This is a genomic window from Streptococcus cristatus (assembly GCF_019685515.1).
Lineage (GTDB): Bacteria > Bacillota > Bacilli > Lactobacillales > Streptococcaceae > Streptococcus.
In genome coordinates, this window is the sequence record NZ_JABFFN010000001.1 from 1,231,109 (window position 1) to 1,254,914 (window position 23,806).

Below are 23,806 nucleotides of genomic sequence, written 5' to 3' on the forward strand. Positions count from 1 at the left end.
TTTCATTTGCCTAAGCTACAATTTCTTAAGATTCGAATTCCAACTCATACAAGCCTCTGACTGCGTTACAGCCATAGATAGCCTCCGCGTGATTCAAGTCTAGCACAGTCAAGACTTTTTCCTCTACCTGTCCTGTTTCCAGCAAATACTGACGGTAAATTCCTGGCAAAATTCCAAGTCTAATAGGCGGTGTGTAGAGTTTACCATTAATTTTTAAGACTAGATTTCCAATAGAGGTTTCAAGCAGTGTTCCATCAGTAGTGTGATAGATGATTTCTTGTTTCCCTAGACTTAAGTGCGGTCTGTGGGTGGTTTTGAAGTAGGTAAAGAATTGATTCAAATCTACTTCTTGCAGGCAGAGTTTAGCCTGACAGAACTTTGGACTAAGGGGTGTTAATACTTGACGACTGAGTTCTATCTCTCCAGATTTGCTGAGGATGATTCGCATACGGTAGTCTTGGTGGGAAGCACAAGCTCGACACTCTTCCTCTATCTTTTGTCTCAGTTCTTCTGGATCAAAAGGATAGGCAAAATAACGACTCGCCTTTGTCAGTCTTTCCAGATGTTGATCTTCAAACAACAAGTTTTTCTGGCTGATTTTCCCAGTTGTAATCAGTTTGAAACGAGCTTGTTTACGATAGAGTACAGCCGCTTTTTGATGAACTTCTCGGTATTCAGATTCCCAAGTACTATCCCAAGTAATCCCTCCGCCAACCCCATAGATGGCTTTCCCTTGATGCAGTTGAATGGTCCGAATGGCGACATTGAAAATCCGTCGTCCATTTGGAAGCAAGAGACCAATCGTTCCGCAGTAAACTCCTCTGGGTTGAGGCTCCAAGTTCTTGATGATTTCCATGGTCGCAATTTTGGGTGCACCCGTTATGGAACCACAAGGAAAGAGCGAACGGAAGATTTCAACTAGGTCAACATCCGGTCGTAACTGACTCTTGATGGTCGAAGTCATCTGCCAAACAGTTGAATACTGTTCCACGTGGCAAAGATGCTCCACATGCTCACTTCCAACTTCAGAAATACGGTTCATATCGTTGCGCAAGAGATCCACAATCATCATGTTTTCAGAGCGATTTTTAGGATCCTGCTTCAACCAGCTAGCTTGGGCAAGGTCTTCTTGGTCAGTCACTCCCCGCTGGGTTGTTCCTTTCATCGGGCGAGTCGTTAATTCCCGGTCATTTTGCTCAAAAAAGAGCTCTGGACTCATGGAAATCACTGCCATATCGTCATGCTCAACATAGGCATTGTATCCCGCCTCCTGCTCTACCACCATGCGATTGTAGATAGCAAAAGGATTAGCATTTAAGTCTTGCTTGAGTTGGACAGTGTAGTTGACCTGGTAGGTGTCCCCCTGACGCAAATGATGGTGGATCTGGGCAATAGCCTTTTCATAGTTCTCTGCAGATGTTTCTTCCTGCCACTTTGAAGGCAAATCTACTTCCTCATAAGTCAGAGGAATAGGCGATGTTTCTACGCTATCATGAACCGTAAAATATAGCAGATACTCTGCCAGTAAAGGAGCTTTATGAACTGCTAGTTTCTCCTCAAAAGCAGGTGCAGCCTCGTAGCTGACATAGCCCACTACATAGTAGCCTTGCTCTTGGTAGCTTTCCACTTGTGCCAGCAAGTCTGCCACTTCTGCTAAATCTCTCGTTTTTAACTCTTTGATCGGCTGGGTAAAGATGTATCTCTCCCTCAAAGCCCTAAAATCAATCACTGTTTTTCTATGCATATCTTAAGTATAGCACAAAAAAGCCGACCTAGAACAGCTAAATCCAGCTTTGTTTACTGATTTCTATAACGGAAAATCTTCTCTAAGTTGCTTTTTTCTACTTTTGGCAATTCTCCATCAGACGGCGCCACTTCTTCTTGTAAAAACTGGTCTTATTTGGAGCACTTTACACAAAAATACAACAACAAAAACAGAGAGAGTCTTGGTTTCTATACCCTTACTCTCCCTGTCTTTTACTGTTCAGAAATTAAAAATTGATTTGAAGTTTTAATGATGTTTACCGTTTCCTTGACATCTAAATCATCCGTGAATAGAAAATGATGTTTCTCACTATTTTTAGCTAGAAACTCATTTCTTGCTTGGATTGATAAATCGCCCGTTCTCTCAATTTCTTTTCGAGAAGAATCCCTATCTTTCAAGGTTTCTTCTTGAGCCATTAGGACACAATATTTTAGCTTAATTCGTTTTTCTTTTAAGAAGGCTGCAATTTTCTTCAGTTGATCTTCAAATATGACATACTCTATCACGACAGTAACGCCACGATCCAAGAAATTATTGGTCAGACTGATGATATTATCCCAGAACAAATCCATATAAAATCCATCATCTTCCCAAGGAGCTACGAGACCACTTTTTATCATTAAGTAAATCATATCCCCCTCTATAACTGCACTTTTGTCAAAAGAATGGGCCAACTCTTTGCTGACAGTGCTCTTTCCAACGCCTGGGGGACCTGAAATAATATAAACACAATTTTCCAACCTTATACCTCTACATACTTGAAATATCTCTAACTTACGATAACTTTCAGCCCACTTATGACTTTCTTATGAAGTCTTCAGGATACTGCGCACGCGCACCACCGATGAGTTTTGGACGGCTAGCTAGAGCCGTTACATGGGCATGGCCAATCTCACGCAAAACTGGTCGAATCGGAACCTGCACATGTTTGACATGCATGCCAATTGCAGTATCTCCGATATCAATTCCTGCAAGAGCCGTGATGAACTCCACTTCAACAGGGTCCTTCATAAACTTGAAGGCTGCCAACTGACCCGAACCTCCTGCATGAAGTGTAGGAAGGACACTGACGATTTCCAGACCAAACTGCTCTGCCACCAGACGTTCAACAACGAGTGCACGATTGACATGTTCACAACCTTGAACAGCTAGATGAATTCCTTTTTCCTCTAGGATATCTAGGATGGTTTTCACAATGATTTCCCCAATTTCTTGGCTGGATTCCTTGCCTATATGGCCGCCTAAAACTTCGCTAGAGGATAGACCTAGGACAAAGAGGCTTCCTTCACGCAATCCAGCCTTTTCCAAAACATCTTCAATTACCTGCTGTGTTTCTGTTTTAATTCTACTTTTGTCCATCACTCTTAACCTCATTTTTCTCCTACTATCATATCTTTTTTTAATGATTTTATCAAGGCGGACTAGTCATTCTGATTTTTAAAAGCAAAACTCCCAGAATAAACTGGGAGCTAACTTGTTTCTATTCCATTTATGTATATTTCAACCGTCGTCCCTTTTGAAGGTACAGAATCAATCTTCATCTGATAGTTGTCTCCAAAATGAAGTTTGAGTCGTTGGTCAACATTTTGAAGGCCAACTCCCCCACGTTTGAGCTGACTTTGACTACTATCGCTAGTAGCTTGGAAACCAACACCATCATCCTCAATGCAGATGACAAGCCCTGAATCCTTTTTCTGGACGGAAACTTTAATATGTCCCTGTCCATCTTTCTCCTTGATGCCGTGATAAAGGGCATTTTCTACAAGGGGTTGTAGCACCAGTTTAGGCAAGACTAAATTATCAAAGTCAGGATCTTCAGCAATTTCATACTCCAGCTTATCCCCATAACGTTGTTTCTGGATAAAGAGGTACTGGCGGACATGATTGATTTCATCAGACAGGCAAATCAAGTCCTTTCCTTGATTGAGCGCCAAGCGGAAATAGGTTGCCAAGGACTTGGTCACCTGAACCACTCGCTGACTATCCTGAAATTCAGCCATCCAGATGATAGTGTCCAAAGTATTATAGAGAAAATGCGGATTGATCTGACTTGACAAGGCTTGAAGTTCATACTGACGGGTCGTTTCTTCCTGCCTGCGAACATCTGCCATCAACTGATCAATCTGATCCAACATAGCATTGAACTGGCGAGTCACTTCTCTCAGTTCATGGGCACCAGTTTCCTTGGCACGCAGATTCTGACCACCAGAAGCAATTTCCAGCATGGTTTCTCTCAGGTCCTTCAAAGGCGCAATCCAGCGTTTGAGACTGAACCACACCAAGCAGAGACAGGCAAGAAGAGATAAGGCACTAGCAGCAAGCAAGGTCCACATGAGTTGACTCCGAACCTGATCTAACTTCTCCAGTGAAGACACGCCTATAACCGTCCAATCAGTTCCTGCAATCTTTTCCTGACTCACATAGGATTGGTGATCTGGAGTATAACCCTGCCCTGTCTCAATATAGGGTTTCATGGCCTCCATTTCGCTAGATGAACTATAAACTGTGTGTTGCGGATGGTAAACAAATTCATGCTTTTCATTGATGATAAAGGCAAAGCCTTGCTGGCCCAACTGGAGTTGGTTGAGATAGGCTTCCAGTGTTTCATAAGAAATATCCAAACGAAGCACGCCCAAATTAGCTCCCTTTGCATCAACAAGTTCCTGAGTGACAGAAATGACCCACTGGCTGTCTGATTTACGAGCTGGGGTTAAAACTGGCTTAGCCCCCTGATGAATGGCCTTTTGGTACCAATCCTCAGCCATCATATCTGAGGAAGTTTTCATCTGCACACTATCATCTGTAGAAATAACCTGACCGGATTTGGTGACCAGTACCACCGTTTTCAAGTCCTGGTCTGCCTTTAAGATGGTCAAAAATAGATCTCGGATTTCCTCGACCTTGTCTTGACTGGGATTCTCAGCATAGGAAAAGACATCCGTCTGCTGGGTCAAACTGGTCGAGGTTGTTTCTAATTTTTTGATATAAGACTGGATAAAGTGGCTAGTTTGACTGATAGTCGTTTGGCTATTGCCCTCGATAGTAGCCTCAATGGCTGATGAACTAGATTGATAGTAGAAAGTCCCAACCACAGCTAGTAGAATGAGAAAGACCAGAAAGATGGAAATAACCATTCTGACTAGGAGAGAAGAACGCTTCATCGGCCTTCTCCCTTCTTAAACTGGCGAGGTGTCACACCTGCAATCTGTTTAAAACGTTGAGTAAAGTAGTTCATATCTTCAAAACCAACCTTTTCGGCTATCTGATAAATCTTTAAATCCGTGGTCAGAAGCAAGAGCTTGGCTTGTTTGACACGCTCTCGCACCAGGTAATCCTGAAAAGGCAGGCCCAACTCTTTCTTAATCAAGGAACTCAAATAAGTCGGACTAAAGCCCAATTCACTGGCTAAAGACTTTAAACTAAATTGACTATCAGCCAGATGAGACTGGATCTTCTGAGCAATATTTCCCTCAAACTTATCAGTCAATAAATCTTGTAACTGCTCTTCCTTTTCTTCCTTGTCTAGTTTTTGCTTGATTTTCCCTAACATTTCCTCAATATCCTGACGAGAAAAGGGTTTGAGCAGGTAGTCGTCCACACCTAGTTTGACAGCAGACAAGGCATAATCAAAATCATCGTAACCTGTCAAAAAGACCAAATGAACTTGTGGATAGGTTTCTCGTACCAGACTGGCCAACTGGATGCCATTTAGCTGAGGCATGTTGATATCGGTTAAAATGATGTCTGGTACCTGCTTTTGAATCAAGTCCCAAGCCTGTCTTCCATTTTCAGCCTGACCGATGATTTCCATATCGTAGGCTGCTACATTGACCAGTTTGGTCAAGCCTTGTCTTACCAGATATTCATCTTCTACGATTAAGATTGTGTAGGTCATGCTCTGCTCCTTTGTCACTTACTAGTATCAGTATAGCAAAATTTTCCTCTAACTGCTTAGGAAAGCCTTCTTAATCAACATAATCTAGTAAATAGGCATAGCCTTTTTCTGCCATTTGGTTTTTGGGAATAAAGCGGATAGAGAGACTATTGATACAGTAGCGTAAGCCACCCTTGTCCTGAGGCCCATCTGTAAAGACATGGCCAAGGTGAGAATCTCCAACTCTGCTCCGCACTTCCATGCGCGTCATATTGTAGGACTTATCTTCCTTGTAGGTAGCAACATCTGGGCTGATGGGTTGGGTGAAACTAGGCCAGCCACAACCAGACTCAAACTTGTCCTTTGATGAAAAGAGAGGTTCGCCAGTTGCCACATCCACATAGATACCGGATTCAAATTTATCCCAATAGCGGTTTGAAAAAGCTCGTTCTGTTTGATTTTTCTGGGTAACGGCATACTCCTCAGGTGACAAGTTCTTTTTCAATTCCTCATCACTTGGCTTAGGATATTTGCTGGCATCGATGACGGGGTAGGCCGCCTGATTGACATTGATATGACAGTAGCCATTTGGATTTTTCTTAAGATAGTCTTGGTGGTAATCCTCAGCCACCACAAAATTCTTCAAGGTCTCCTTTTCAACTGCCAGAGGTTGGTCGTATTTCTTAGCCACTTCATCAAAGACTTGATTGATTACTTCCAAATCCTTTTCATCTGTGTAATAAACACCAGTACGGTACTGGGTTCCCACATCATTTCCTTGTTTATTTTTGCTGGTTGGATTGATAATGCGGAAGTAATGAAGCAGGATTTCTTTGAGGGAAATTTGATTGGCGTCATAGGTGACATGGACAGTCTCTGCATGTCCTGTTTGGTTAATCAATTCGTACTTGGTTGTTTCCCCTCTACCATTTGCATAGCCTGAAACGGCATCTGTCACTCCAGGCACGCGTGAGAAGTATTCCTCCACTCCCCAGAAACATCCCCCAGCTAGATAAATTTCGTGCAAGTCTGCGTCTTTGCTAATCTCTGTTTTTTTCACTGTTTTTCCTCCTTGGCTAACTGACGCTTTCTCAATTTGCGAGCTATCTGTCTGCCCTGCATTTCGCGTCAATAGAAAATAGAAACCGGTTAGGGCTAGGAGAATGACCCCTGCCAAGACAAACAATTTTACTTTATCATTCATGACTTTTCTCTACCCCATTTCTTTCAATATCTTTAAAATCATATCCTTATCCATAAAACCTGGTTGCGTTTTGACCAGCTTGCCTTCCTTGTCTATAAAGGCTTGAGTGGGGTAAGAACGAACACCATAACTTTCCAAAAGTTTGCCTGACGGATCAATTAAAACTGGAAAATTTTTATAATCCAATTCCTTGTACCAGTTCTTAAAGTCAGCTTCAGATTGTTCTCCCTTGTGACTAGGAGACACCACTGTCAAGACCACGTAGTCATCACCAGCATCCTTAGCAATTTCGTCCGTATCTGGAAGGCTGGCTAGACAGATGGAACACCAAGAAGCCCAGAATTTAAGATAGACTTTCTTGCCTTTGTAGTCAGATAAACGATAGGTCTTACCATCTACTCCTGTTAGTTCAAAATCAGCGACTGCCTGACCTTTAGTCGCAGTTTGCGCACCAACTTGTTCTGTTTTGGTTTGCTCCTTCATAGTTGATTCGTCTGACATGTTTTTAGCCGAACAGGCTGCCAAGCAACAGATGGAGCCTACTCCAAGGAGACATGTTTGCCATTTTTTCATTTCTTTTTCCTCTCTATTCAAATAATGTAGTCAAAATGGAAGCATTCCCAAAAGCACCAAGATTCCCATCAGGATAATGAGGAAACCACCCACTTTTTTGAGGGTTCCGAGATAAGGATGGAGTTTTCGAAAATGTTTTAAAACATAGCTGGAGGCGAGAGCTAGAACCAAAAATGGTAGCGCCAAACCCAGTGTGTAAACCAACATGAGACCAGCTCCCTGCCAAGCACCTGAGCCACCTGAAGCCGCTAAGGCCAAAACAGACCCCAGAACCGGCCCTACACATGGCGTCCAAGCAAAACTAAAGGTCAACCCCAGTAAAAATGCCTGACTATAGCCGTTACCCTTTTGCCCCTGTCTCTTTAATTGTAGCCTTCTTTCCTTGTAGAGTCCCTGCAAATGTAAGACTTCCATCTGGTGTAAGCCCAAGAGAATGATAACTGCACCTGTCACATACTGAAACCAAGAAGCATACAGCAAATTGCCTAAAAAACCAGCTCCATAACCCAGTAAGATAAAGATAAAAGAAATCCCCGCTATAAAAGCCAAAGTTCGCAATAAACTAACAAGTGAGATTGAAATTTTTCCGCTAGAAGCCTGAGCACCATCTTTGTCATCCAACAAGACCCCTGCATAGACCGGTAACAAGGGTAAGATACAAGGAGAAAAGAAGGAAAGAATTCCAGCAAGAAAAACACTGATAAAAAAGAATACATTGTCCATTGCCTTCCTCCATTCTTTGATTTGATAAGTCTATTATAATTCCCAACTCTAAGAAAAAACAGGGACAATGATAGGAAAAAATAGGAATTTAATCAGTTTATTCAGAAATCTGGCACAAAAAAAGCCAGACAAGGTCTGACTTTGATAGAAACAGAAAAGAAATCACCTGTCTTCCCTACTTATCTGGTAATAAATAAGGTCCGAAACGTAGTCTTTTCTCTCCACACCATTGGCAATAGTTTTTAGATAGGACATTCCAGCCTTCTCCATCACACGGCCTGAAGCTGGGTTAAGACTGGCGTAACGAGCTCTGACCTTTTGAAAGCCTGCTTGAGTAAAACAAAAGTCTAACACAGCTCTCAAGGCTTCCGTCATCATACCACGACCCCAATAGTTTTTTCCTAAAATATATCCAATTTCACAACTTGAATCTTTCTCATTCATCTCAACGATGCTGATATCTCCTATCACTTGCTCAGGATTTTCTTTGAGACAAATGGCCCATTTGTAATAGTTGGGATTGGGATAGGATGCAACCCAATTTCGAATCGAGTTCCGAGTCACCTCAACATCAAGATGAGGTTCCCAGGTGACATAGGTCAGATTCTTAGCAGACGAAGCCCAATTTTGAAACATGGCTTCCGCATCACTCTCCACGAATCTTCTCAAAATCAAACGATCTGTCTGTATCGTTTGCGTACCGATTGCTTCCATAATGTTACCTCGCTTTCTAAGCTTAAGGCTCAAGCTAAAAAGGTCCCCCGGACCTTCTCTCACTTTCTTATTTCAAGGTGAGAGGCTGAAAACCTCCACTGGAGGTTTTCACTCCCAAAAGTCATCAAATACGGTGATGGGTAGGTGGCGTTTGTGTTGGCCTTTGTACCACCAGTTTTCAATAGTCGCTTGGGCTTCTGGGCTGATTGTTTTTCCTTCGAGGTAGTCATCAATTTCATTGTAAGTGACTCCAAGTGCGACTTCGTCTGCAATACCTGGTTTTTCTTCTTCCAAATCTGCTGTTGGGATTTTTTCATAAAGTGCTGGGTCTGCACCAAGTTCCTTCAAAAGTTGTTTTCCTTGGCGTTTATTGAGGCGGTAAAGAGGGAGAATGTCTGCACCACCGTCACCAAACTTAGTAAAGAATCCTGTGATATTTTCCGCAGCATGGTCTGTTCCAATGACCGCTCCGCTATGGGCACCCGCAAGGGCATATTGGGCAATCATACGACTACGAGCTTTAATATTGCCCTTGTTAAAGTCTGAAACAGGACTTCCTGTCGCTTCAACTGCAGCTGTCATGGCATCAGCTGATTCCTTAATATTCACAACCAAGCTGACATCTGGTTGGATGAAAGCGAGGGCTTTTTGAGCATCCGCTTCATCAGCTTGCACGCCATAGGGCAGGCGGACAGCGATAAATTGGTAACTGTCATCTCCTGTCTCTGCTCGCATTTCTTCCATAGCTAATTGCGCCAAGCGCCCTGCTAAGGTTGAGTCTTGTCCTCCAGAAATCCCTAGTACAAAAGTTTTAAGGAAGGGGTGTTTTTTCAAGTATCTCTTTAAGAAATCAATCGAACGACGGATTTCTTCCTGAGCGTCAATCACTGGCTTGACACCCAGTTGCTGGATAATGGTCTCTTGCAAACTCATTCTTCTTCTCCTTCACCAAGGGCTTCTTTGCGCATCTTATCAATCAAGTCCATCTTATCTTGCCAAATGTCACGCGCCAAGTCTACTGGGTAATGTTGTGGATTGAGAACCCGTTTATACTCATCCCAAAGCTTGTCAAATTCTTTGCGAGCATAGGACTGAATCTCAGTCAAATTAGGCAAATTGTAAACCAATTTTCCTTCTTTAAAGATATCCACTAAGAGAGGAACGGCATCAAAATTACGAACGGTCTTCTTGATGTATGTATAAGTCGGATGGAACATCTTGATTTCAGTCATGCCACTCACATCAACACCATCATAGGTGATGTAGTCACCTTCTGACTTGCCTTTTTCACGACTGGTAATGCGCCACACCTGTTTCTTACCTGGCGTTGACACTTTTTCAGCATTATTAGACAGTTTGATGGTATTGCGCATACGACCATTCTCATCTTCGATAGCTACAATCTTATAAACTGCCCCAAGAGCTGGCTGATCATAGGCTGTAATCAGCTTGGTTCCCACACCCCAGACATCAATCTTGGCCTTTTGCATCTTGAGGTTGAGAATAGTATTTTCATCCAAATCATTAGAAGCATAGATCTTAGCTTCTGTAAAGCCAGCCTCGTCCAGTTGTTGACGGACTTTCTTGGAAATGTAGGCAATATCCCCAGAGTCAATCCGCACACCCATAAAGTTAATCTGGTCACCCAGCTCACGCGCCACCTGAATAGCAGCTGGTACACCGATACGAAGAGTGTCATAGGTATCCACAAGAAAGACACAATCACGATGGGTCGCCGCATAAGCCTTGAAGGCTTCATAGTCGTTTCCATAAACCTGTACCAAGGCATGAGCATGAGTACCCAAGACAGGAATGTCAAAGAGTTTACCAGCACGCACGTTGCTGGTTCCATTGGCGCCACCAATCACCGCTGCGCGTGTTCCCCAGATAGCTGCATCCATTTCTTGCGCACGACGTGTCCCGAACTCCATCAAAGGTTCATCTTCGATAACCGAACGAATACGTGCTGCCTTAGTCGCTATCAAGGTTTGAAAGTTAACGATGTTTAAGAGAGCCGTTTCGACCAATTGACATTGGGCAAGAGGGCCTTCAACCTGCACAATCGGCTCATTAGCAAAAACCAAGTCCCCTTCCTGGGCAGAACGAACCGTCAACTCCAACTTGAGATTGCGGAGGTAGTCTAAGAACGCCCCATGATAGCCAAGCGACTCCAAGTAGGCAATATCGCTATCTGAAAAACGCAAGTCTTTAAGATAGTTCACAATTCTTTCCAAACCAGCAAAAACTGCATAACCATTCTGAAAAGGTTGCTGGCGGAAATAAACTTCAAAGACCGCCTTCTTATTGTGAATCCCTTGGTCAAAGTAAACTTGCATCATATTGATTTGGTACAAGTCCGTGTGCAATGTCAAACTATCATCTGGATACATCTGTTTTCCTTCTTCCTTCTTTATAAAGGTATGAACGTATTCTACCACTTTCACACCATCCGATAAATCAGTACTATTATAACACATTTTACCGAGATTGATAAAAAGCTAACAAGCTATTCTCTATTCTCCAGTTCATCCATATCTTGCTCAAACTTTTTTTGAGCCCATTCGCCATAACTTTTAAGGCCGAGATTACCGATAAAAACCCAAGGAAGGTAAATCAGATAAGTAAGCACCCAAGCAGATAAGTATTTAACGTTCAAAGGATTATGCTGATAAATTTCTATGTTGAATTGATAATTCTGCAACATCAAAAGAGTCGTAATAGCTAGAGTTACCAGCAAACACCCTCCAATCGTAAAATGAAAACGACTATAGTAGGTCACTCCAAGATGTCGTGCACGATTGAAAAAGAATAAAATTCCTAACAAAAGGGTAACCAGAAGAATATCAGGATTAAAAAGAGCAGGCGCTAATACTGCCACCAAATAACTTAGTAGAATGAGCCCGATAAACACATAAAAAGACTCTGTCCCAGCTTTATTCATCAGTTGTTCTTCTCTTTCGTCTAGTAATTGATAATAAAAAAATCTATTTTTCATCTTCTTCCTCCCAAACTTGCTGATTTCTGCGATTCAAGTATAGGATAACTCTATCCATAGAATAACTCCCAACGAGATAGATGATAACTGCTAGAACCACTTTTAGGGAGTACTTCCAAGTCAATAAATTGACCAGTTCCTCACGATTGCCTACGATATCAATCAATAAAACCACTATAGAAAATCCCAAAGCAGATAAAATTCTTTCTTTTCCAGTATTCTCAACAATATCTCGAATATCAATTCCAACATACATGCGACGAATAATGGCATACAAACCGACTCCAATCAATAAAAGTAATTCTGGTAAATAGGACAAAAGTGTTAAATTGAAAATATAAACTTTGGCAAAAATTTCCAGTGCCAAAAATAGGCACATTCCTAGGAGAATTTCTTCTGAAATCTTTCCATCCAATTTTTCCGTACGTTCATCTTTGATCACAAGTTTCTTTCTATTTTTCATCTTCTTCCTCCCAAAATAATTGATCTAAAGTTTTGCCTAAGCATCTGCAAATGGACTGGCAAAGGGAGAGACTCGGATTGTATTTCCCAGCTTCAATCAAGCCTATAGTCTGCCTAGTAACGCCCACAGCTTCTGCCAAATCCCCTTGTGTTAAATCACGCTCCACCCGAGCTAATTTTAACTTTAAATTTTTAGCCACTAGCGTCCTCCTTCACATTCTTAAAAAGTTGCGCTTCTTTTAAAAACATTATACCATATATCTAACTTAATGCAATATATAAATGTCATTTTGTAAGATTTTATTAACAAAAAAACTCTCTACTACAAAAAATAGAGAGCGTTGCCTTTAAATATAGGATTTCAAAATATCAACGACATCACTTCTTTTCTTGACCTGATGGGCCTTGATGCCCAAGTTCTGAGCTACGTTTGTATTGTCCTCAATATCGTCTAGAAAGACACAATTTGTAGGATCTAGCTGGTATTTATCGAGAATCTCCTTAAACATTACCAAATCAGGCTTTATAGCTTTTATATCACAGGATAAGACAAAGCCATCTAAAAGTTCTTTTAAGGGAGATAGTTGCTCTTCCAGCAAGTCATAAAATACCTTTGAGGTATTGGACAAGACAAAGATGCGATGCCCCTTTTTCTTTAGTTCTGACAAGACAGGAAAGACTTCCCTATAAATGTCAATGTAGCTAGGCCAGTTCCAGATAACTTCTTCGACCTTCTTTTGATAGGTCCTGCCAATCATTGACACAACTTTAAGCACCAACTCTTCTCTCGTCATGGTTCCAAGATCTAATCTTTCCCAAAGCCCCGACTGAAAAATGGCCTTATCTAAAACCAAATATTCTTCCTTCGTATCCGAAACACCTTGCAAAATCTTATCTTTGTTCCATTCTAATAAAACGTTGCCCATATCTAGTATGATATCCATTAGCCCACCTCCATAGTGATGTGAAGATTTCCTCTTTGATTTATACTTTCATATTTAGCTTACAAATCCTTTTGGTAATAGTATCTTTGTCCTGTATAGGGATAGTCTTTCAAGGTAAAGACTTCCTTGTAGCCATACCTTTTATAAAAATCTGGCGCTTGAAACTGGTAAGTATTGACGAAAGCAAAACGACAGTTTCGATTCTTAGCTTCACTTTCTGCCTGTTGCAATAGTTTTGAACCGATTCCCTGTCCTCGCAATTCCTCTCTCACAAACAAATATTCGATTTCCAGCCAATTTCCGAAAGTCTCTGCTACTAAGCCTGCCAGGAGATTGCCCTTTTCGTCTTCAACATAAAGGTTCAGGAGCTCGCTTTCAGCCTCTTCTCTTTTGGAACGATTATAAGTACGAATCAAATTTCCTATTTCTTGCGCTTTCTGGGACGCCTTATTTTCCAATCTAACGTGCATCCAAACCTCCTAATAAACTGCTACAGCTTGATTATAATCTTATTTCAATAGACTGTCAAACTAGAAAAAAACTCACCAAGCTGAGTTGATGAGTTCATGAGTTATTTTCTAAATTTCCACTGGCTATAAATTCCGAAACCGATAATCCAGATAGCTGAACCAATTGCTCCCATAAAAGTAGATTCTTGTAAAAAGAGGGTTACAAAGACAAAGATAAAGAAGAGCATGGTTAAAGGATTTAGAAAACGGTAATGGGGCATGAGGTAGCCATCCGCCATGAAGTCTTGTGACTTGCGGTATTTGAGATGAGCCACCATGATCAAGATATAAATCGCGATGTAAACACCTGATGAAGACGCCGTAATCAAAGCAAAGGCATCGGAAACACCTGGCAACACATTGATAAAAGCAGCTAGAGCAATTAAGATTGCTGAAGCGATGATGGCATTTTGTGGAACATTATGGCGAGAGAGAGTATCTGCCTTGATCGCTTTTAGGAAGCGATTGGGTGAATCATGGGCAATCTGGTAGAGGTGTCGTCCTGTTGAATAGAGGGTTGAATTAAGAGCCGATGCTGCCGACGTCAAAACAACGAAGTTAATCAGAGCTGCCGCCCACTTGATACCTGCCAGCTCAAAAACCGTTACAAATGGTGAATCTGAAGAAGCAAGTTCTCTCCAGGGAATAATAGACATAATGGCTAATAGAGCACCACCATAGAAGAAGACAATTCGGAGAGGAATTTCCTTAACTGCTTTTGGCAAAACCTGACGAGGATTCTTCGTTTCAGAAGTTGTCACTCCGATAAATTCAATCATCAGATAGGCAAAAAATACCATTTGAAAGGCCATAACAAAGTTCATGACTCCATTTGGGAAAAGAGAGAATTGATTGCTGATATTTGCCAGACTTGCAGCACCATATGGTGTTTCAAATCCTGTCAAGACCATAAAGACTCCTGTTGCAATCATAGCTAAAATAGCCACAATCTTAACCATAGCAAACCAAAACTCGACTTCTCCAAAGAGCTTAACCGCAATCAGATTGACCAAGGCCAAAATCGTTAAAAAAACAATCTGAATCAACCAACTAGGCCAAGAAGGAAACCAAAACTGAACATAATGCGAAATCGCAGTGATTTCTGCCATACCGATAAAGACAACAGACAACCAATAAGACCAAACCGAGAAATACCCCCAGCCTTTCCCCAAATGACGGGTGATAAAGTTGATAAAAGTATGTTGTTCTGGATCCTGATATAGCATCTCCCCAACAGCCCTCATCATCAAAAACATAAAGGCTCCTGTAATCATGTAAATCAGGATGATAGAAGGTCCAGTAAGGCTGATAGAACGACCAGCACCTAGGAAAAGTCCTGTTCCGATTGTCCCCGCAATGGCCATCACCTGAACATGGCGATTGGTTAAACCACGCTCCATTTTATTTTTTTTCTTATTTGAACTCATATAGTCTCCTATTTATTCAAAAAATCAAAAAGGAGTTGAGCAAGTCAAGACCTCCACTACTCCGTTTTCATTCTATTTAGGCTGTTTTTTCAACCTTTAAAATTTTGACATCGTAACTACCAACAGGTGTCTCAATCGTAACAATATCGCCTGTTTTTTTGCCGATCAAAGCTTGTCCAATCGGACTTTCATTTGATACCTTCCCAGCGAAAGCATCCGCACCTGCAGAACCGACGATGATGTAGACTTCCTCTTCCTCTTCACCGATTTCTTGGATGGTTACGGTCTTACCGATAGCTACCTCATCTTGGGCAACTGCATCGCTATTAACAATTTCAGCATAGCGAATTTTTGTTTCCAGACTTGAAATTTGTCCTTCAACAAAAGCTTGTTCATCCTTAGCTGCTTCGTACTCGCTATTTTCTGAAAGATCCCCGTACGAACGAGCAATTTTGATACGCTCTACGACTTCAGGACGACGAACGAGTTTCAATTCTTCTAATTCTTTTTCTAACTTTTTCTTTTCTTCAAGGGTCATTGGGTAAGTTTTTTCTGCCATTTTTTCAACTTTCTTTTCTATTACTTTTTTAAAACAAAATTATGTGGAAAACCACATAATTTTAGTTTGAACTACTTGATTGCGTTAATTTACTATTGATATGTTCTGCAACGTTTTGGTCATGCTCTTCTTTTGTCGTTGCAAAGTACACTTTACCGTCTTCAACATTGGCTACAAAGTACAAGTACTCACTCTTTGTCTGGTTTACACTTGCTTCAATCGCATCCGAACTTGGGCTATCAACCGGTCCAGGCATGAGGCCAAGGTGCGTGTAAACATTGTAAGGTGAATCAATCGTAGTATCAATTGCAGTATCATCGGCTAAGCTAATCTTTTGGCCAAGTTTCCCTTCAGCATACAAGATAGCAATGTTGCTTTGAAGTGGCATACCAAGATTCAAGCGGTTATAGAAGACTCCCGCAATCAATTTACGATCTTCGGTCTTAGCACCTTCTTTTTCGACAAGAGAAGCAATACTGAGCAATTCATTAACTGTCAGATTCTTTTCTTTTATCGTAGTGTAGTACGGTGACATGGCCTTGTCCATAGCTGCTAACATATCATCAATCAAGCTTTCAACCGTAGTGCTGTCTTTGATAGTGTAGGTTGCTGGGAAAAGGTAACCTTCAAGGCGATAACGAACGCCACTGTCTTTTGTTGGAAGACTTCCAAGAAGGTTTGGATACTTGGCTACTAGTTGGGAGATGAAGGTTTCATCTTGAGCTTTTGCCAGGAAAGCATCCGCTGTAAGAGGTTCTTTAAAATCACCTTGGAGTTGACCTACTGTCTGAGCAATTTGCTCTAAGGTATAACCTTCCGGAATCGTTAAGTTCGCAAGCACTGGTTCTTGAGGTTCAGGAGTTCCACCTTTTTGCAATTCTTGGATCAAATCATCCGTACTCATGCTCTTCTTCAAATTGTAATAACCTGACTTCAAGTCTGAACCCTTATACTTAGCATAAATACTAAAGATAAGTCCATGTTTGACCAAACCAGATTTTTCCAAAGTGCTCCCAATTTGTTGCACATTTGATCCTTCTGGAATTTGAACTGTCATATACTCCTTAGAGCTCGCATCAACAGGTTTCAAAGAGTTTTGAACGTAACCGTATCCAAAGTATCCACCAGCAGCCACAAGCACCACTAGGACTAAAAAGGTTACTAGGAAACCTTTGGCCTTTGATTTCTTCTTTTTCTTGGTTGGTTTTTTGCCTTTACGACGACGGTTACGACGTGATTCCTCCGTTAATCTGTCTGAGGATCCAGTTGAAACTAGCGCTTCAGCTTTATTCTCAGAAGAAGCAACTGATGTATTGGCCTCTTCTGTCTTATAAGTCACATCTATCTTGGTCGGAGTATCGTTAAATTCTTTTTCTTCAGGTTCAAGTTCAACTGGTTCCACCTTAGGTTGAACGGACTCCACTACAGGTTCTTCAGCTGGATGAATCGGTTCTACTAGAGGTTCTTCAGATTCTACAACTTCAATCTTGTCAATGACAGGCTGTCTAATCTCTTTCTCTTCTTTTTCATCCGTTTTATCAGCTTCATCACTCGAAAGTGGAGGAACACTCGGCGCATTCTTTAGAATTTTATCGACAACAGATAGGGAATCAGCCATCAACTCTTCTGTTGAAGCATCAGATTCAGGATTTGCAGGAGTTACTGAACTAGCTTGAGATGATGAAGCTGTCAGATTTGGAATGTCTACTTCTTTCTCTTTTCTATCTTGTTCTTTTACTCTCTCTAAATCACGTAGAATCTGCTCTTTAAAGCTTAATTTTTCTTCTTCTCTTGATTTTTCAGTCAAAAGCATTACCTCCTTGTTGACAATCCATAATATTATATCTTAAAAGTTACAGAAAAGCAACAAAACATCCCTTTCTATAGCTATGATTCTCATTTTTTAAGGTTGCCAAACCATATCATACCAACTTTCACCCGCAAAGCTTGACTGGGATACCCCCTCGTTAACAAAGCCATTTTTTTCATAATAAGGGATGAGATAGTCATGACAGGTCAAATTGATACCTTCTCGTTCATGTTCTAAAGCGACTTCTTTCAGAGCCCTTAACAGTCTTTTCCCCACGCCCAAGGCTTGTGCCTCCTTAGCTATGGAGAGACAGGTCACAGAGATATAGCCTCCAGGTCGATGGCTATAGTCTTTTATCTCTTCTGTAAAGGACTGATCTTGTAGATGACGATGTGGGACGACTGGACCTTCGATATACCCAAGGATACGTCCCTCCTTTTCAGCTACGAGAAAACTGGTCTGAATTTCACGTAAGTGCGCCTCAAAGACCGAACGAGGAATGGCTTCTTCAAGGGAAAAATTCTCCAGCTCTATCTCTAAAATTTGATCTAAATCCGAAAATCTTGCTTGTCTGATTTTCATACTTCCTCCTGATAAAAAGGATTGGCCCAAATCAGATTCCATCCCGAAAATCTTGCGTATGAAGTTTCTGGCACTTCTTCCTCAACAAAGCCATTCATCTCAAAATAAGAGAGCAAGTCATCAGGACAAGTCAAGCGAAGATACTCATACCCTCCTTCCACTGCCACTTGTTTCAAACTAGCAAGAAGAAGAGTCCCCAAGCCTTGCCCGCGATGGTCAGGATGAATAGCAAATGATCTTATTTCTATCCATGTGGGATGAAGAGACTGAGACTCTCCTAAAACATAGCCCACGAGCTGGTTTTCATCTCTAGCTACAAGAAAGGTATCCGCAATCTTACGGATACTCTCTTCCAAAAATTCGTAGCTCACTATTTCTTCTGAGGATAAACAAGATTCTTCAATTGCTACAATTTCTTCTAAATCCGATAAAGTAGCCCGTCCTATGGTGATTGGAATTTCCATTCTTTTTTCTTATTGGACGTTACTTGTCAAATTAGACAAGAGACGTTCAAATGAGTACTCATAGGTTTGGATATCTCCTGCTCCCATAAAGACATAGACTGCATTATCATGCTCAAGGAGTGGTGATACATTTTCAACTGTGATGACTTGGCTTTTCTTCTTAATTTTATCTGCTAAGTCTTCTACCTTGACGTCACCATGGTCCACCTCACGGGCTGATCCATAGATTTTCGCCAAGTAAACAGCATCTGCCTGGCTCAAAGCTTTAGCAAAGTCGTCTAATAGGGCAATGGTTCTAGTAAAAGTGTGTGGTTGGAAGATTGCAACAATTTCCTTGCTTGGGTATTTCTGACGAGCCGCATCTAAGGTCGCAATGATTTCCGTTGGATGGTGGGCGAAATCATCAATAATAATGGTACCATTGACAACCTTTTCAGTGAAACGACGCTTGACACCAGCAAATGTTTTCAAGTGTTCACGTACCAAGTTCAAGTCAAACCCTGCTGTATAAAGTAAACCAATAACGGCTGTCGCATTCATAATATTGTGACGACCAAAGGTTGGAATGTGGAATTGACCCAACTCTTGTCCTCGGAAATGAACTGTGAAGGTCGAACCAGTTGTAGAACGTAGAAGGTCACTGGCTACAAAGTCATTTCCCTCAGCATCAAAGCCATAGTAATAGATTGGAGCATTGGCTGTAATCTTACGCAACTCAGCATCCTCACCGTAGACGAATAAACCCTTCGTGATTTGTTTGGCATAGTCATTAAAGGCGTTGAAAACATCCTCTAGACTAGTAAAGTAATCTGGATGGTCAAAGTCAATATTGGTGATGATAGAGTATTCTGGGTGGTAAGGCATGAAATGACGCTCATATTCGTCAGATTCAAAAACAAAATACTTGGCATTTTCAGAACCTCGACCCGTTCCATCCCCAATCAAGAAGCTAGTGTCTGTGATGTGAGACAAAACGTGAGACAGCATCCCAGTCGTTGATGTCTTACCATGCGCTCCTGCAACCCCCATGCTGACAAAGTCACGCATAAAGCTACCTAGGAATTCATGGTAACGTTTGTAGCTGATACCATTTTTGTCGGCATAGGCGATTTCAACATTGTTATCTGGACGAAAGGCATTTCCAGCAATAATTTCAAGATCCCCTTGCAGGTTCTTTTCATCAAAAGGAAGAATCGTAATTCCTGCCTGCTCTAGTCCACGTTGAGTAAAGTAGTATTTTTCAACGTCTGAACCTTGAACCTTGTGTCCCATTTGATGCAACATCAAGGCTAAGGCACTCATCCCTGATCCCTTGATTCCAATAAAATGATATGTTTTTGACATGCTTTTCTCCCTTACTCAGTAATTCTTGTCAGATTCAACTCTTGGGCAACCTGACGTTCCTGTTCTGTTTGCTTATTCTTTTTATTATAGATTTGACTCTTCTTTAGAAAATCATAGTTGTTCTTTTTAGCCTTTTCCGTTTGAGATTTCGGAGTTGGAGTTACTACCTGGTCAGCCTCCTCGGCTAGAATATAGTGGGACTGGCTCAAGTTTTTGCTAAACTTGGCAAGCTCACCTGGATTTTCCTTTTGAAATGGTGCTGTTGGTTGGTTTCCTTGACGAACAAGTGTTGAACCATTGTGTCGTCTAGTATGACTAACATCCTGAGTCAAATACTTGGCCGAACGTTTCTTCTTCAGATCCGCACGCGCCTCTTCTCGAGCCAATTCAGCATACGTTTTTTCAACTTTTTTAGGTTCTGGGCCTGGTTTTGACTCCTTACTAGCTACCGAAGGAGTTACAGCCTGTTCCTCATTGATAGGAGACCATTCCAAATAGTTCTTATCGCGGTAATCACCTTTGATATTGCTAATAAAGTCTGACTCATCGTACAAGTCCATGACTGGCATTTTAGTCAGCATGATCTCATCATCTGACACCAGTGGAAATCGATCTTGTTTCATTTTGTATTTCCTTTCAACACTTCATTATAGCGTATTGTCTTGATTTTTCAAGTGCTGGCTTCAGAAATCCCTAAAATTTCTCGAATTTCTGCCAGACTAAGACTCGCACGCGATTCCGTTCCATCCAAAACTTGGGAAACCAGGTGTTTCTTCTGTTCTTGGAGTTCTTGAATCTTTTCTTCAATGGTTCCTCTAGTAATCAAACGGTAAACCTCTACCTTCCGCTCCTGTCCCATGCGGTGGGCTCGTCCGATAGCCTGGGCCTCGACAGCAGGATTCCACCAGAGGTCCACTAGGATGACGGTGTCAGCTCCTGTCAGATTGAGACCGACACCACCCGCCTTAAGAGAGATGAGAAAGATATCCCTTTCCCCTTGATTAAATATTTTAGTCATTTCTTGCCGGTCTTGAGCAGGAGTTGAACCCGTAATTTTGAAGGAAGTCAAGCCCAAATTTGGGAGCTCTTGCTCGATTTTTTCCAACATTCCTTTAAATTGAGAGAAAATCAAGACCCGATGCCCACCATCTGCCACTTGTAGCAATAAATCTCGGAGACTATCCAATTTACCACTGTCTCCTTGGTAATTGTCCATAAAAAGAGCTGGCGTATCGCAGATCTGGCGTAAACGCATGAGACCAGATAAGATTTCTACCCGACTTCTCTGGAATTCTTGATCTGTCACTTGCGCTAGGCGGTCTCGCATCTGTTGCAACTGGGCTAGATAGATGGCCTTCTGCTGATCTTCCAGTTCATTTTTATAGACGACTTCGATTAGATCAGGCAGTTCTGTAAGGACTTCTTCTTTCTTACGCCTCATGACGAAGGGCTTGATAAACTGCGCTACTCGGTCAGCCGGTAATTTCATAAACTCCTTTTTACTTGGTAAGAGCCCCGGAAGCACAATTTGAAAGATAGACCACAACTCTCCTAAATGATTTTCGATGGGCGTACCTGACAAAGCAAAGACTGCCGGCACCACAAACTGGCGCAAACTCTGAGCAATCTTAGTCTGGGCATTTTTCATGACCTGGGCTTCGTCTAAAAAGAGAAAATCAAAAGCCATCTCTTGATAAAGCTCGCTATCTTGACGAAAGGTGGCATAGCTAGTCACGTAGATTTGGTGATTTTCAGAAAGAATTGCTTCTCGATTCGCTTTCAAACCGTGAACGACAGCCAAATCCAACTGTGGGGCAAATTTCCTAAATTCATCTGCCCAATTGTAGATCAAACCTGACGGCGCTAAAATCAAGACCCGACTATTTTCTGTCACCTGACTAGTCAAAAAAGCGATAGTTTGCAATGTTTTTCCCAGTCCCATATCATCTGCCAGAATGCCACCAAAACCATAGTGATGAAGCATCTGGAGCCAACGGACTCCCTTTTCCTGATAGTCTCTCAAACTCGCCTGCACCCGTATATCTCCCAAAGGAAAATCCTCTGGATGGGTCAAATCATGAGCTAAATGCTGAAATTCCTCTGAGAAGGAGATCCTATCTCGACCTTCAAACAACTGAGACAGACTGTAAGCTAAGGATTTCCGAGCCTGAAAAGAACCATCTTTTAGCTCAACCCCCAGTTCCTGCAAATTTTGACGTATCTGCTTGGTTTCCTCATCAAAAAAGTACACTTGGTCAGAAGAACCGATATAGAAATCCTGATTGCTGGTCAGGGCTTTAAGAGCTTGATCAATCTCTTCTTGGGCAATCCCTTGGAAATCAAATTGGATTTCCAACAATCCTCCCTTGGACTCAATCTGAACCTGAGGAGCTTGGACGCTGTAGAGCTGATTTATCTCATCAGACAAGAAAACCTGACCCAACTTCTCAAAAGCTGGAATCGTATGGTGAAAGAAAGAATAAACTGTCTCTGGCTTCAAAGCCTGTCTCCAAGACTGAAAATCAGCCTCAAAACCAGCCCCTAAACAGACTTGAAATAGCTGGTTTTCCAAGACAGCATCGCTTGAAAATGGTAATTGTTCCAGCTGTTGGCGACTAGTCACCTTAACCTCTCCATAGTCAAACTGGATATCCAAGCGGATGCGACCGTCATCCTCCCTATCAAAGTAAAAGATTGGTGAAAAGGGTCTGATTTGCAAGCGCTCAGGAGCAGAAACTGTGCCCAGCTGTCCAAACAAAGGCAAACAGGCGGCTAGGCGATCACGATCACTGTTGTCAAACTGGAGGCATTTTCTCCCTCTCTCCTCCTGAGGAAGCTCCTTGAGTTCCTTCAAAAGAGTTATCTGATTAGGGGTCAAGAAATAAACATTTCCTTTACGAAAGAGAACCGCTCCCCCATAGAATACGTTGACTCGCTCAGTCTCAGAAATCTCCATCTCAAAATAATCAGGATACTCCTTCACGGAAAAAGAGAATAGGTTTGCTTCTGGATCTAAATCATGAAAGAGAAGATTTTCATAACTATCGATCTGGTGCTCAAAATGAAAATCCTCCAAGTTCATCAGCAACTCTACCCCCTGCTCAAAAAAGGTCAGAGGGAAAAAGAGGTGACGACCTTGATTAGGGAAAAAGAGGTCTTGGCTCAGTCCCTCCTCAATCAAGCCACATAAAAAAGTAAGAACTTCTTGACTAGCTGTATCAAAAGCCTCCCAAGACAAGTCATTTTCATAGTGTTTCCCAATCATATATGGCTTTCGATGGACCAAAACCTTCAAAAAGAGAGGGATGTCACGAATGACATAATATTTTTGACTATCAACTAAACCGATTCGGAGAGTCCAAAGGAGGCGATTGGTTCCAGCCTCTACCTGAACTTGAGCCGACAAAGTGTAGATTTTTTCTCTCTTCTGAGGTTGGATACGCTCCAAAAAACTACCGCCAAAACTAACCTTGGTTTCGACCTCTTCTTGCTCTTCATGTCCTTTTTCTAAGGCTTGTAAAATCACCTGGCCTTCTTCATCATTCTTCAGATAATGCTCGAGCGCTGCTAGGTGAACACAGTAACCTCTTTTTTGGAAAAAATCGCAAGCACAAAAAACCAGATCATCCTCTAAACTGTAGCGCAAGTCTTCTCCCGCCACACGAGTATAGAGGCGATTCCCTTTTTCCTTGATAATCTCAATGTTGCCTGTTTCATAGAGTGTAACCCCCTCCATGCGCAACTTTCCCGGAATCAATTTAGCCATAGTTACCCCTTTATCTTATCTTTTCATTATACCACATTTTCCCCTATGAAAATAGCCTTCTAGGAAGACTTTTCTCCTAGAAGGCTGGATT

The 23,806-nt window shown here is 41.8% G+C and carries 23 protein-coding genes and 1 pseudogene; all 24 read right to left on the reverse strand.

The genetic code is table 11. The annotated features are described in order from the left end of the window. Nucleotides 1-25 precede the first annotated feature (25 nt). Nucleotides 26-1,744 (reverse strand): aminodeoxychorismate synthase component I, encoded by a 1,719-nt coding sequence (gene pabB, locus FOA33_RS05890; RefSeq protein ID WP_221160963.1) that lies wholly within the window; start codon nucleotides 1,742-1,744, stop codon nucleotides 26-28. A 233-nt stretch (nucleotides 1,745-1,977) separates the two neighbouring features. Further along, entirely contained in the window at nucleotides 1,978-2,505 is a 528-nt protein-coding gene (locus tag FOA33_RS05895; RefSeq protein ID WP_221160964.1) for an AAA family ATPase, read from the reverse strand. A 55-nt stretch (nucleotides 2,506-2,560) separates the two neighbouring features. Next, nucleotides 2,561-3,124: a TIGR01440 family protein gene (locus FOA33_RS05900; RefSeq protein WP_221160965.1), complete on the reverse strand. Its 564-nt coding sequence runs from the start codon at nucleotides 3,122-3,124 to the stop codon at nucleotides 2,561-2,563. Between the two features lie 110 nt (nucleotides 3,125-3,234). Next, nucleotides 3,235-4,926 carry a cache domain-containing sensor histidine kinase gene (locus FOA33_RS05905; protein WP_221160966.1) on the reverse strand — a complete coding sequence of 564 codons (1,692 nt, stop codon included), beginning with the start codon at nucleotides 4,924-4,926 and terminating at the stop codon, nucleotides 3,235-3,237. Then, the gene (locus FOA33_RS05910; RefSeq protein ID WP_000222606.1) at nucleotides 4,923-5,660 is read right to left on the reverse strand and encodes a response regulator transcription factor; all 738 of its coding nucleotides are present in this window, start codon (nucleotides 5,658-5,660) and stop codon (nucleotides 4,923-4,925) included. Before FOA33_RS05910 ends, FOA33_RS05905 begins: the two co-directional genes overlap by 4 nt. A 70-nt stretch (nucleotides 5,661-5,730) precedes the next feature. After that, nucleotides 5,731-6,843 (reverse strand): peptide-methionine (R)-S-oxide reductase MsrB, encoded by a 1,113-nt coding sequence (msrB, locus tag FOA33_RS05915; RefSeq protein WP_221160967.1) that lies wholly within the window; start codon nucleotides 6,841-6,843, stop codon nucleotides 5,731-5,733. Between the two features lie 9 nt (nucleotides 6,844-6,852). Then, nucleotides 6,853-7,416 carry a TlpA disulfide reductase family protein gene (locus tag FOA33_RS05920; RefSeq protein ID WP_221160968.1) on the reverse strand — a complete coding sequence of 188 codons (564 nt, stop codon included), beginning with the start codon at nucleotides 7,414-7,416 and terminating at the stop codon, nucleotides 6,853-6,855. Nucleotides 7,417-7,429: 13 nt separating this feature from the next. Next, nucleotides 7,430-8,139 (reverse strand): annotated as a pseudogene (ccdA2, locus tag FOA33_RS05925) (thiol-disulfide oxidoreductase-associated membrane protein CcdA2). Between the two features lie 162 nt (nucleotides 8,140-8,301). After that, the gene (locus tag FOA33_RS05930; protein WP_221160970.1) at nucleotides 8,302-8,853 is read right to left on the reverse strand and encodes a GNAT family N-acetyltransferase; all 552 of its coding nucleotides are present in this window, start codon (nucleotides 8,851-8,853) and stop codon (nucleotides 8,302-8,304) included. 108 nt (nucleotides 8,854-8,961) lie between these two features. Further along, the gene (gene nadE, locus FOA33_RS05935; RefSeq protein WP_221160971.1) at nucleotides 8,962-9,786 is read right to left on the reverse strand and encodes an ammonia-dependent NAD(+) synthetase; all 825 of its coding nucleotides are present in this window, start codon (nucleotides 9,784-9,786) and stop codon (nucleotides 8,962-8,964) included. Beyond that, nucleotides 9,783-11,243 (reverse strand): nicotinate phosphoribosyltransferase, encoded by a 1,461-nt coding sequence (locus FOA33_RS05940; RefSeq protein ID WP_221160972.1) that lies wholly within the window; start codon nucleotides 11,241-11,243, stop codon nucleotides 9,783-9,785. The genes nadE and FOA33_RS05940 overlap by 4 nt, the downstream gene beginning before the upstream one ends. A 116-nt stretch (nucleotides 11,244-11,359) precedes the next feature. Beyond that, complete coding sequence (locus FOA33_RS05945; RefSeq protein ID WP_221160973.1) at nucleotides 11,360-11,848, reverse strand: DUF6773 family protein; 489 nt, start codon at nucleotides 11,846-11,848, stop codon at nucleotides 11,360-11,362. Further along, a complete protein-coding gene (locus FOA33_RS05950) occupies nucleotides 11,838-12,311 on the reverse strand; it encodes a DUF6773 family protein (RefSeq protein WP_221160974.1) in 474 nt (157 codons plus the stop codon). The genes FOA33_RS05945 and FOA33_RS05950 overlap by 11 nt, the downstream gene beginning before the upstream one ends. Beyond that, the gene (locus tag FOA33_RS05955; RefSeq protein WP_001107502.1) at nucleotides 12,301-12,510 is read right to left on the reverse strand and encodes a helix-turn-helix transcriptional regulator; all 210 of its coding nucleotides are present in this window, start codon (nucleotides 12,508-12,510) and stop codon (nucleotides 12,301-12,303) included. The genes FOA33_RS05950 and FOA33_RS05955 overlap by 11 nt, the downstream gene beginning before the upstream one ends. Before the next feature lie 147 nt (nucleotides 12,511-12,657). Beyond that, nucleotides 12,658-13,254: an HAD family hydrolase gene (locus tag FOA33_RS05960; RefSeq protein ID WP_221160975.1), complete on the reverse strand. Its 597-nt coding sequence runs from the start codon at nucleotides 13,252-13,254 to the stop codon at nucleotides 12,658-12,660. A 59-nt stretch (nucleotides 13,255-13,313) separates the two neighbouring features. After that, on the reverse strand, nucleotides 13,314-13,724 hold the full coding sequence (locus tag FOA33_RS05965; RefSeq protein WP_221160976.1) for a GNAT family N-acetyltransferase: 411 nt from the start codon (nucleotides 13,722-13,724) through the stop codon (nucleotides 13,314-13,316). 101 nt (nucleotides 13,725-13,825) lie between these two features. Beyond that, a complete protein-coding gene (locus FOA33_RS05970) occupies nucleotides 13,826-15,190 on the reverse strand; it encodes an amino acid permease (RefSeq protein WP_057489444.1) in 1,365 nt (454 codons plus the stop codon). A 76-nt stretch (nucleotides 15,191-15,266) separates the two neighbouring features. Beyond that, the gene (greA, locus tag FOA33_RS05975) at nucleotides 15,267-15,749 is read right to left on the reverse strand and encodes a transcription elongation factor GreA (RefSeq protein WP_000818770.1); all 483 of its coding nucleotides are present in this window, start codon (nucleotides 15,747-15,749) and stop codon (nucleotides 15,267-15,269) included. A gap of 61 nt (nucleotides 15,750-15,810) precedes the next feature. Further along, complete coding sequence (mltG, locus tag FOA33_RS05980; RefSeq protein ID WP_221160977.1) at nucleotides 15,811-17,562, reverse strand: endolytic transglycosylase MltG; 1,752 nt, start codon at nucleotides 17,560-17,562, stop codon at nucleotides 15,811-15,813. Between the two features lie 90 nt (nucleotides 17,563-17,652). Then, a complete protein-coding gene (locus FOA33_RS05985) occupies nucleotides 17,653-18,141 on the reverse strand; it encodes a GNAT family N-acetyltransferase (RefSeq protein ID WP_084868740.1) in 489 nt (162 codons plus the stop codon). Next, on the reverse strand, nucleotides 18,138-18,605 hold the full coding sequence (locus FOA33_RS05990; RefSeq protein WP_084853351.1) for a GNAT family N-acetyltransferase: 468 nt from the start codon (nucleotides 18,603-18,605) through the stop codon (nucleotides 18,138-18,140). Before FOA33_RS05990 ends, FOA33_RS05985 begins: the two co-directional genes overlap by 4 nt. A gap of 9 nt (nucleotides 18,606-18,614) precedes the next feature. Then, a complete protein-coding gene (gene murC / locus FOA33_RS05995; protein WP_000048097.1) occupies nucleotides 18,615-19,949 on the reverse strand; it encodes a UDP-N-acetylmuramate--L-alanine ligase in 1,335 nt (444 codons plus the stop codon). Nucleotides 19,950-19,960: 11 nt separating this feature from the next. Then, nucleotides 19,961-20,572, reverse strand: coding sequence for a cystathionine gamma-synthase (locus FOA33_RS06000; RefSeq protein WP_221160978.1), 612 nt, complete (start codon nucleotides 20,570-20,572; stop codon nucleotides 19,961-19,963). A gap of 47 nt (nucleotides 20,573-20,619) precedes the next feature. Continuing rightward, the gene (locus tag FOA33_RS06005; protein WP_221160979.1) at nucleotides 20,620-23,715 is read right to left on the reverse strand and encodes a DEAD/DEAH box helicase; all 3,096 of its coding nucleotides are present in this window, start codon (nucleotides 23,713-23,715) and stop codon (nucleotides 20,620-20,622) included. Nucleotides 23,716-23,806 lie beyond the last annotated feature (91 nt).

Bases quoted from the DNA above. Each gene is read 5' to 3' on its own strand.
- FOA33_RS05920 (WP_221160968.1), bottom strand. From the start codon at position 7,416: ATGAAAAAATGGCAAACATGTCTCCTTGGAGTAGGCTCCATCTGTTGC.
- FOA33_RS05965 (WP_221160976.1), bottom strand. From the start codon at position 13,724: ATGCACGTTAGATTGGAAAATAAGGCGTCCCAGAAAGCGCAAGAAATA.
- murC (WP_000048097.1), bottom strand. From the start codon at position 19,949: ATGTCAAAAACATATCATTTTATTGGAATCAAGGGATCAGGGATGAGT.
- FOA33_RS06005 (WP_221160979.1), bottom strand. From the start codon at position 23,715: ATGGCTAAATTGATTCCGGGAAAGTTGCGCATGGAGGGGGTTACACTC.
- FOA33_RS05960 (WP_221160975.1), bottom strand. From the start codon at position 13,254: ATGGATATCATACTAGATATGGGCAACGTTTTATTAGAATGGAACAAA.
- FOA33_RS05970 (WP_057489444.1), bottom strand. From the start codon at position 15,190: ATGAGTTCAAATAAGAAAAAAAATAAAATGGAGCGTGGTTTAACCAAT.
- pabB (WP_221160963.1), bottom strand. From the start codon at position 1,744: ATGCATAGAAAAACAGTGATTGATTTTAGGGCTTTGAGGGAGAGATAC.
- msrB (WP_221160967.1), bottom strand. From the start codon at position 6,843: ATGAATGATAAAGTAAAATTGTTTGTCTTGGCAGGGGTCATTCTCCTA.
- FOA33_RS06000 (WP_221160978.1), bottom strand. From the start codon at position 20,572: ATGAAACAAGATCGATTTCCACTGGTGTCAGATGATGAGATCATGCTG.
- greA (WP_000818770.1), bottom strand. From the start codon at position 15,749: ATGGCAGAAAAAACTTACCCAATGACCCTTGAAGAAAAGAAAAAGTTA.
- FOA33_RS05950 (WP_221160974.1), bottom strand. From the start codon at position 12,311: ATGAAAAATAGAAAGAAACTTGTGATCAAAGATGAACGTACGGAAAAA.
- FOA33_RS05940 (WP_221160972.1), bottom strand. From the start codon at position 11,243: ATGTATCCAGATGATAGTTTGACATTGCACACGGACTTGTACCAAATC.
- FOA33_RS05900 (WP_221160965.1), bottom strand. From the start codon at position 3,124: ATGGACAAAAGTAGAATTAAAACAGAAACACAGCAGGTAATTGAAGAT.
- FOA33_RS05990 (WP_084853351.1), bottom strand. From the start codon at position 18,605: ATGGAAATTCCAATCACCATAGGACGGGCTACTTTATCGGATTTAGAA.
- FOA33_RS05910 (WP_000222606.1), bottom strand. From the start codon at position 5,660: ATGACCTACACAATCTTAATCGTAGAAGATGAATATCTGGTAAGACAA.
- FOA33_RS05905 (WP_221160966.1), bottom strand. From the start codon at position 4,926: ATGAAGCGTTCTTCTCTCCTAGTCAGAATGGTTATTTCCATCTTTCTG.
- FOA33_RS05945 (WP_221160973.1), bottom strand. From the start codon at position 11,848: ATGAAAAATAGATTTTTTTATTATCAATTACTAGACGAAAGAGAAGAA.
- mltG (WP_221160977.1), bottom strand. From the start codon at position 17,562: ATGCTTTTGACTGAAAAATCAAGAGAAGAAGAAAAATTAAGCTTTAAA.
- nadE (WP_221160971.1), bottom strand. From the start codon at position 9,786: ATGAGTTTGCAAGAGACCATTATCCAGCAACTGGGTGTCAAGCCAGTG.
- FOA33_RS05985 (WP_084868740.1), bottom strand. From the start codon at position 18,141: ATGAAAATCAGACAAGCAAGATTTTCGGATTTAGATCAAATTTTAGAG.
- FOA33_RS05930 (WP_221160970.1), bottom strand. From the start codon at position 8,853: ATGGAAGCAATCGGTACGCAAACGATACAGACAGATCGTTTGATTTTG.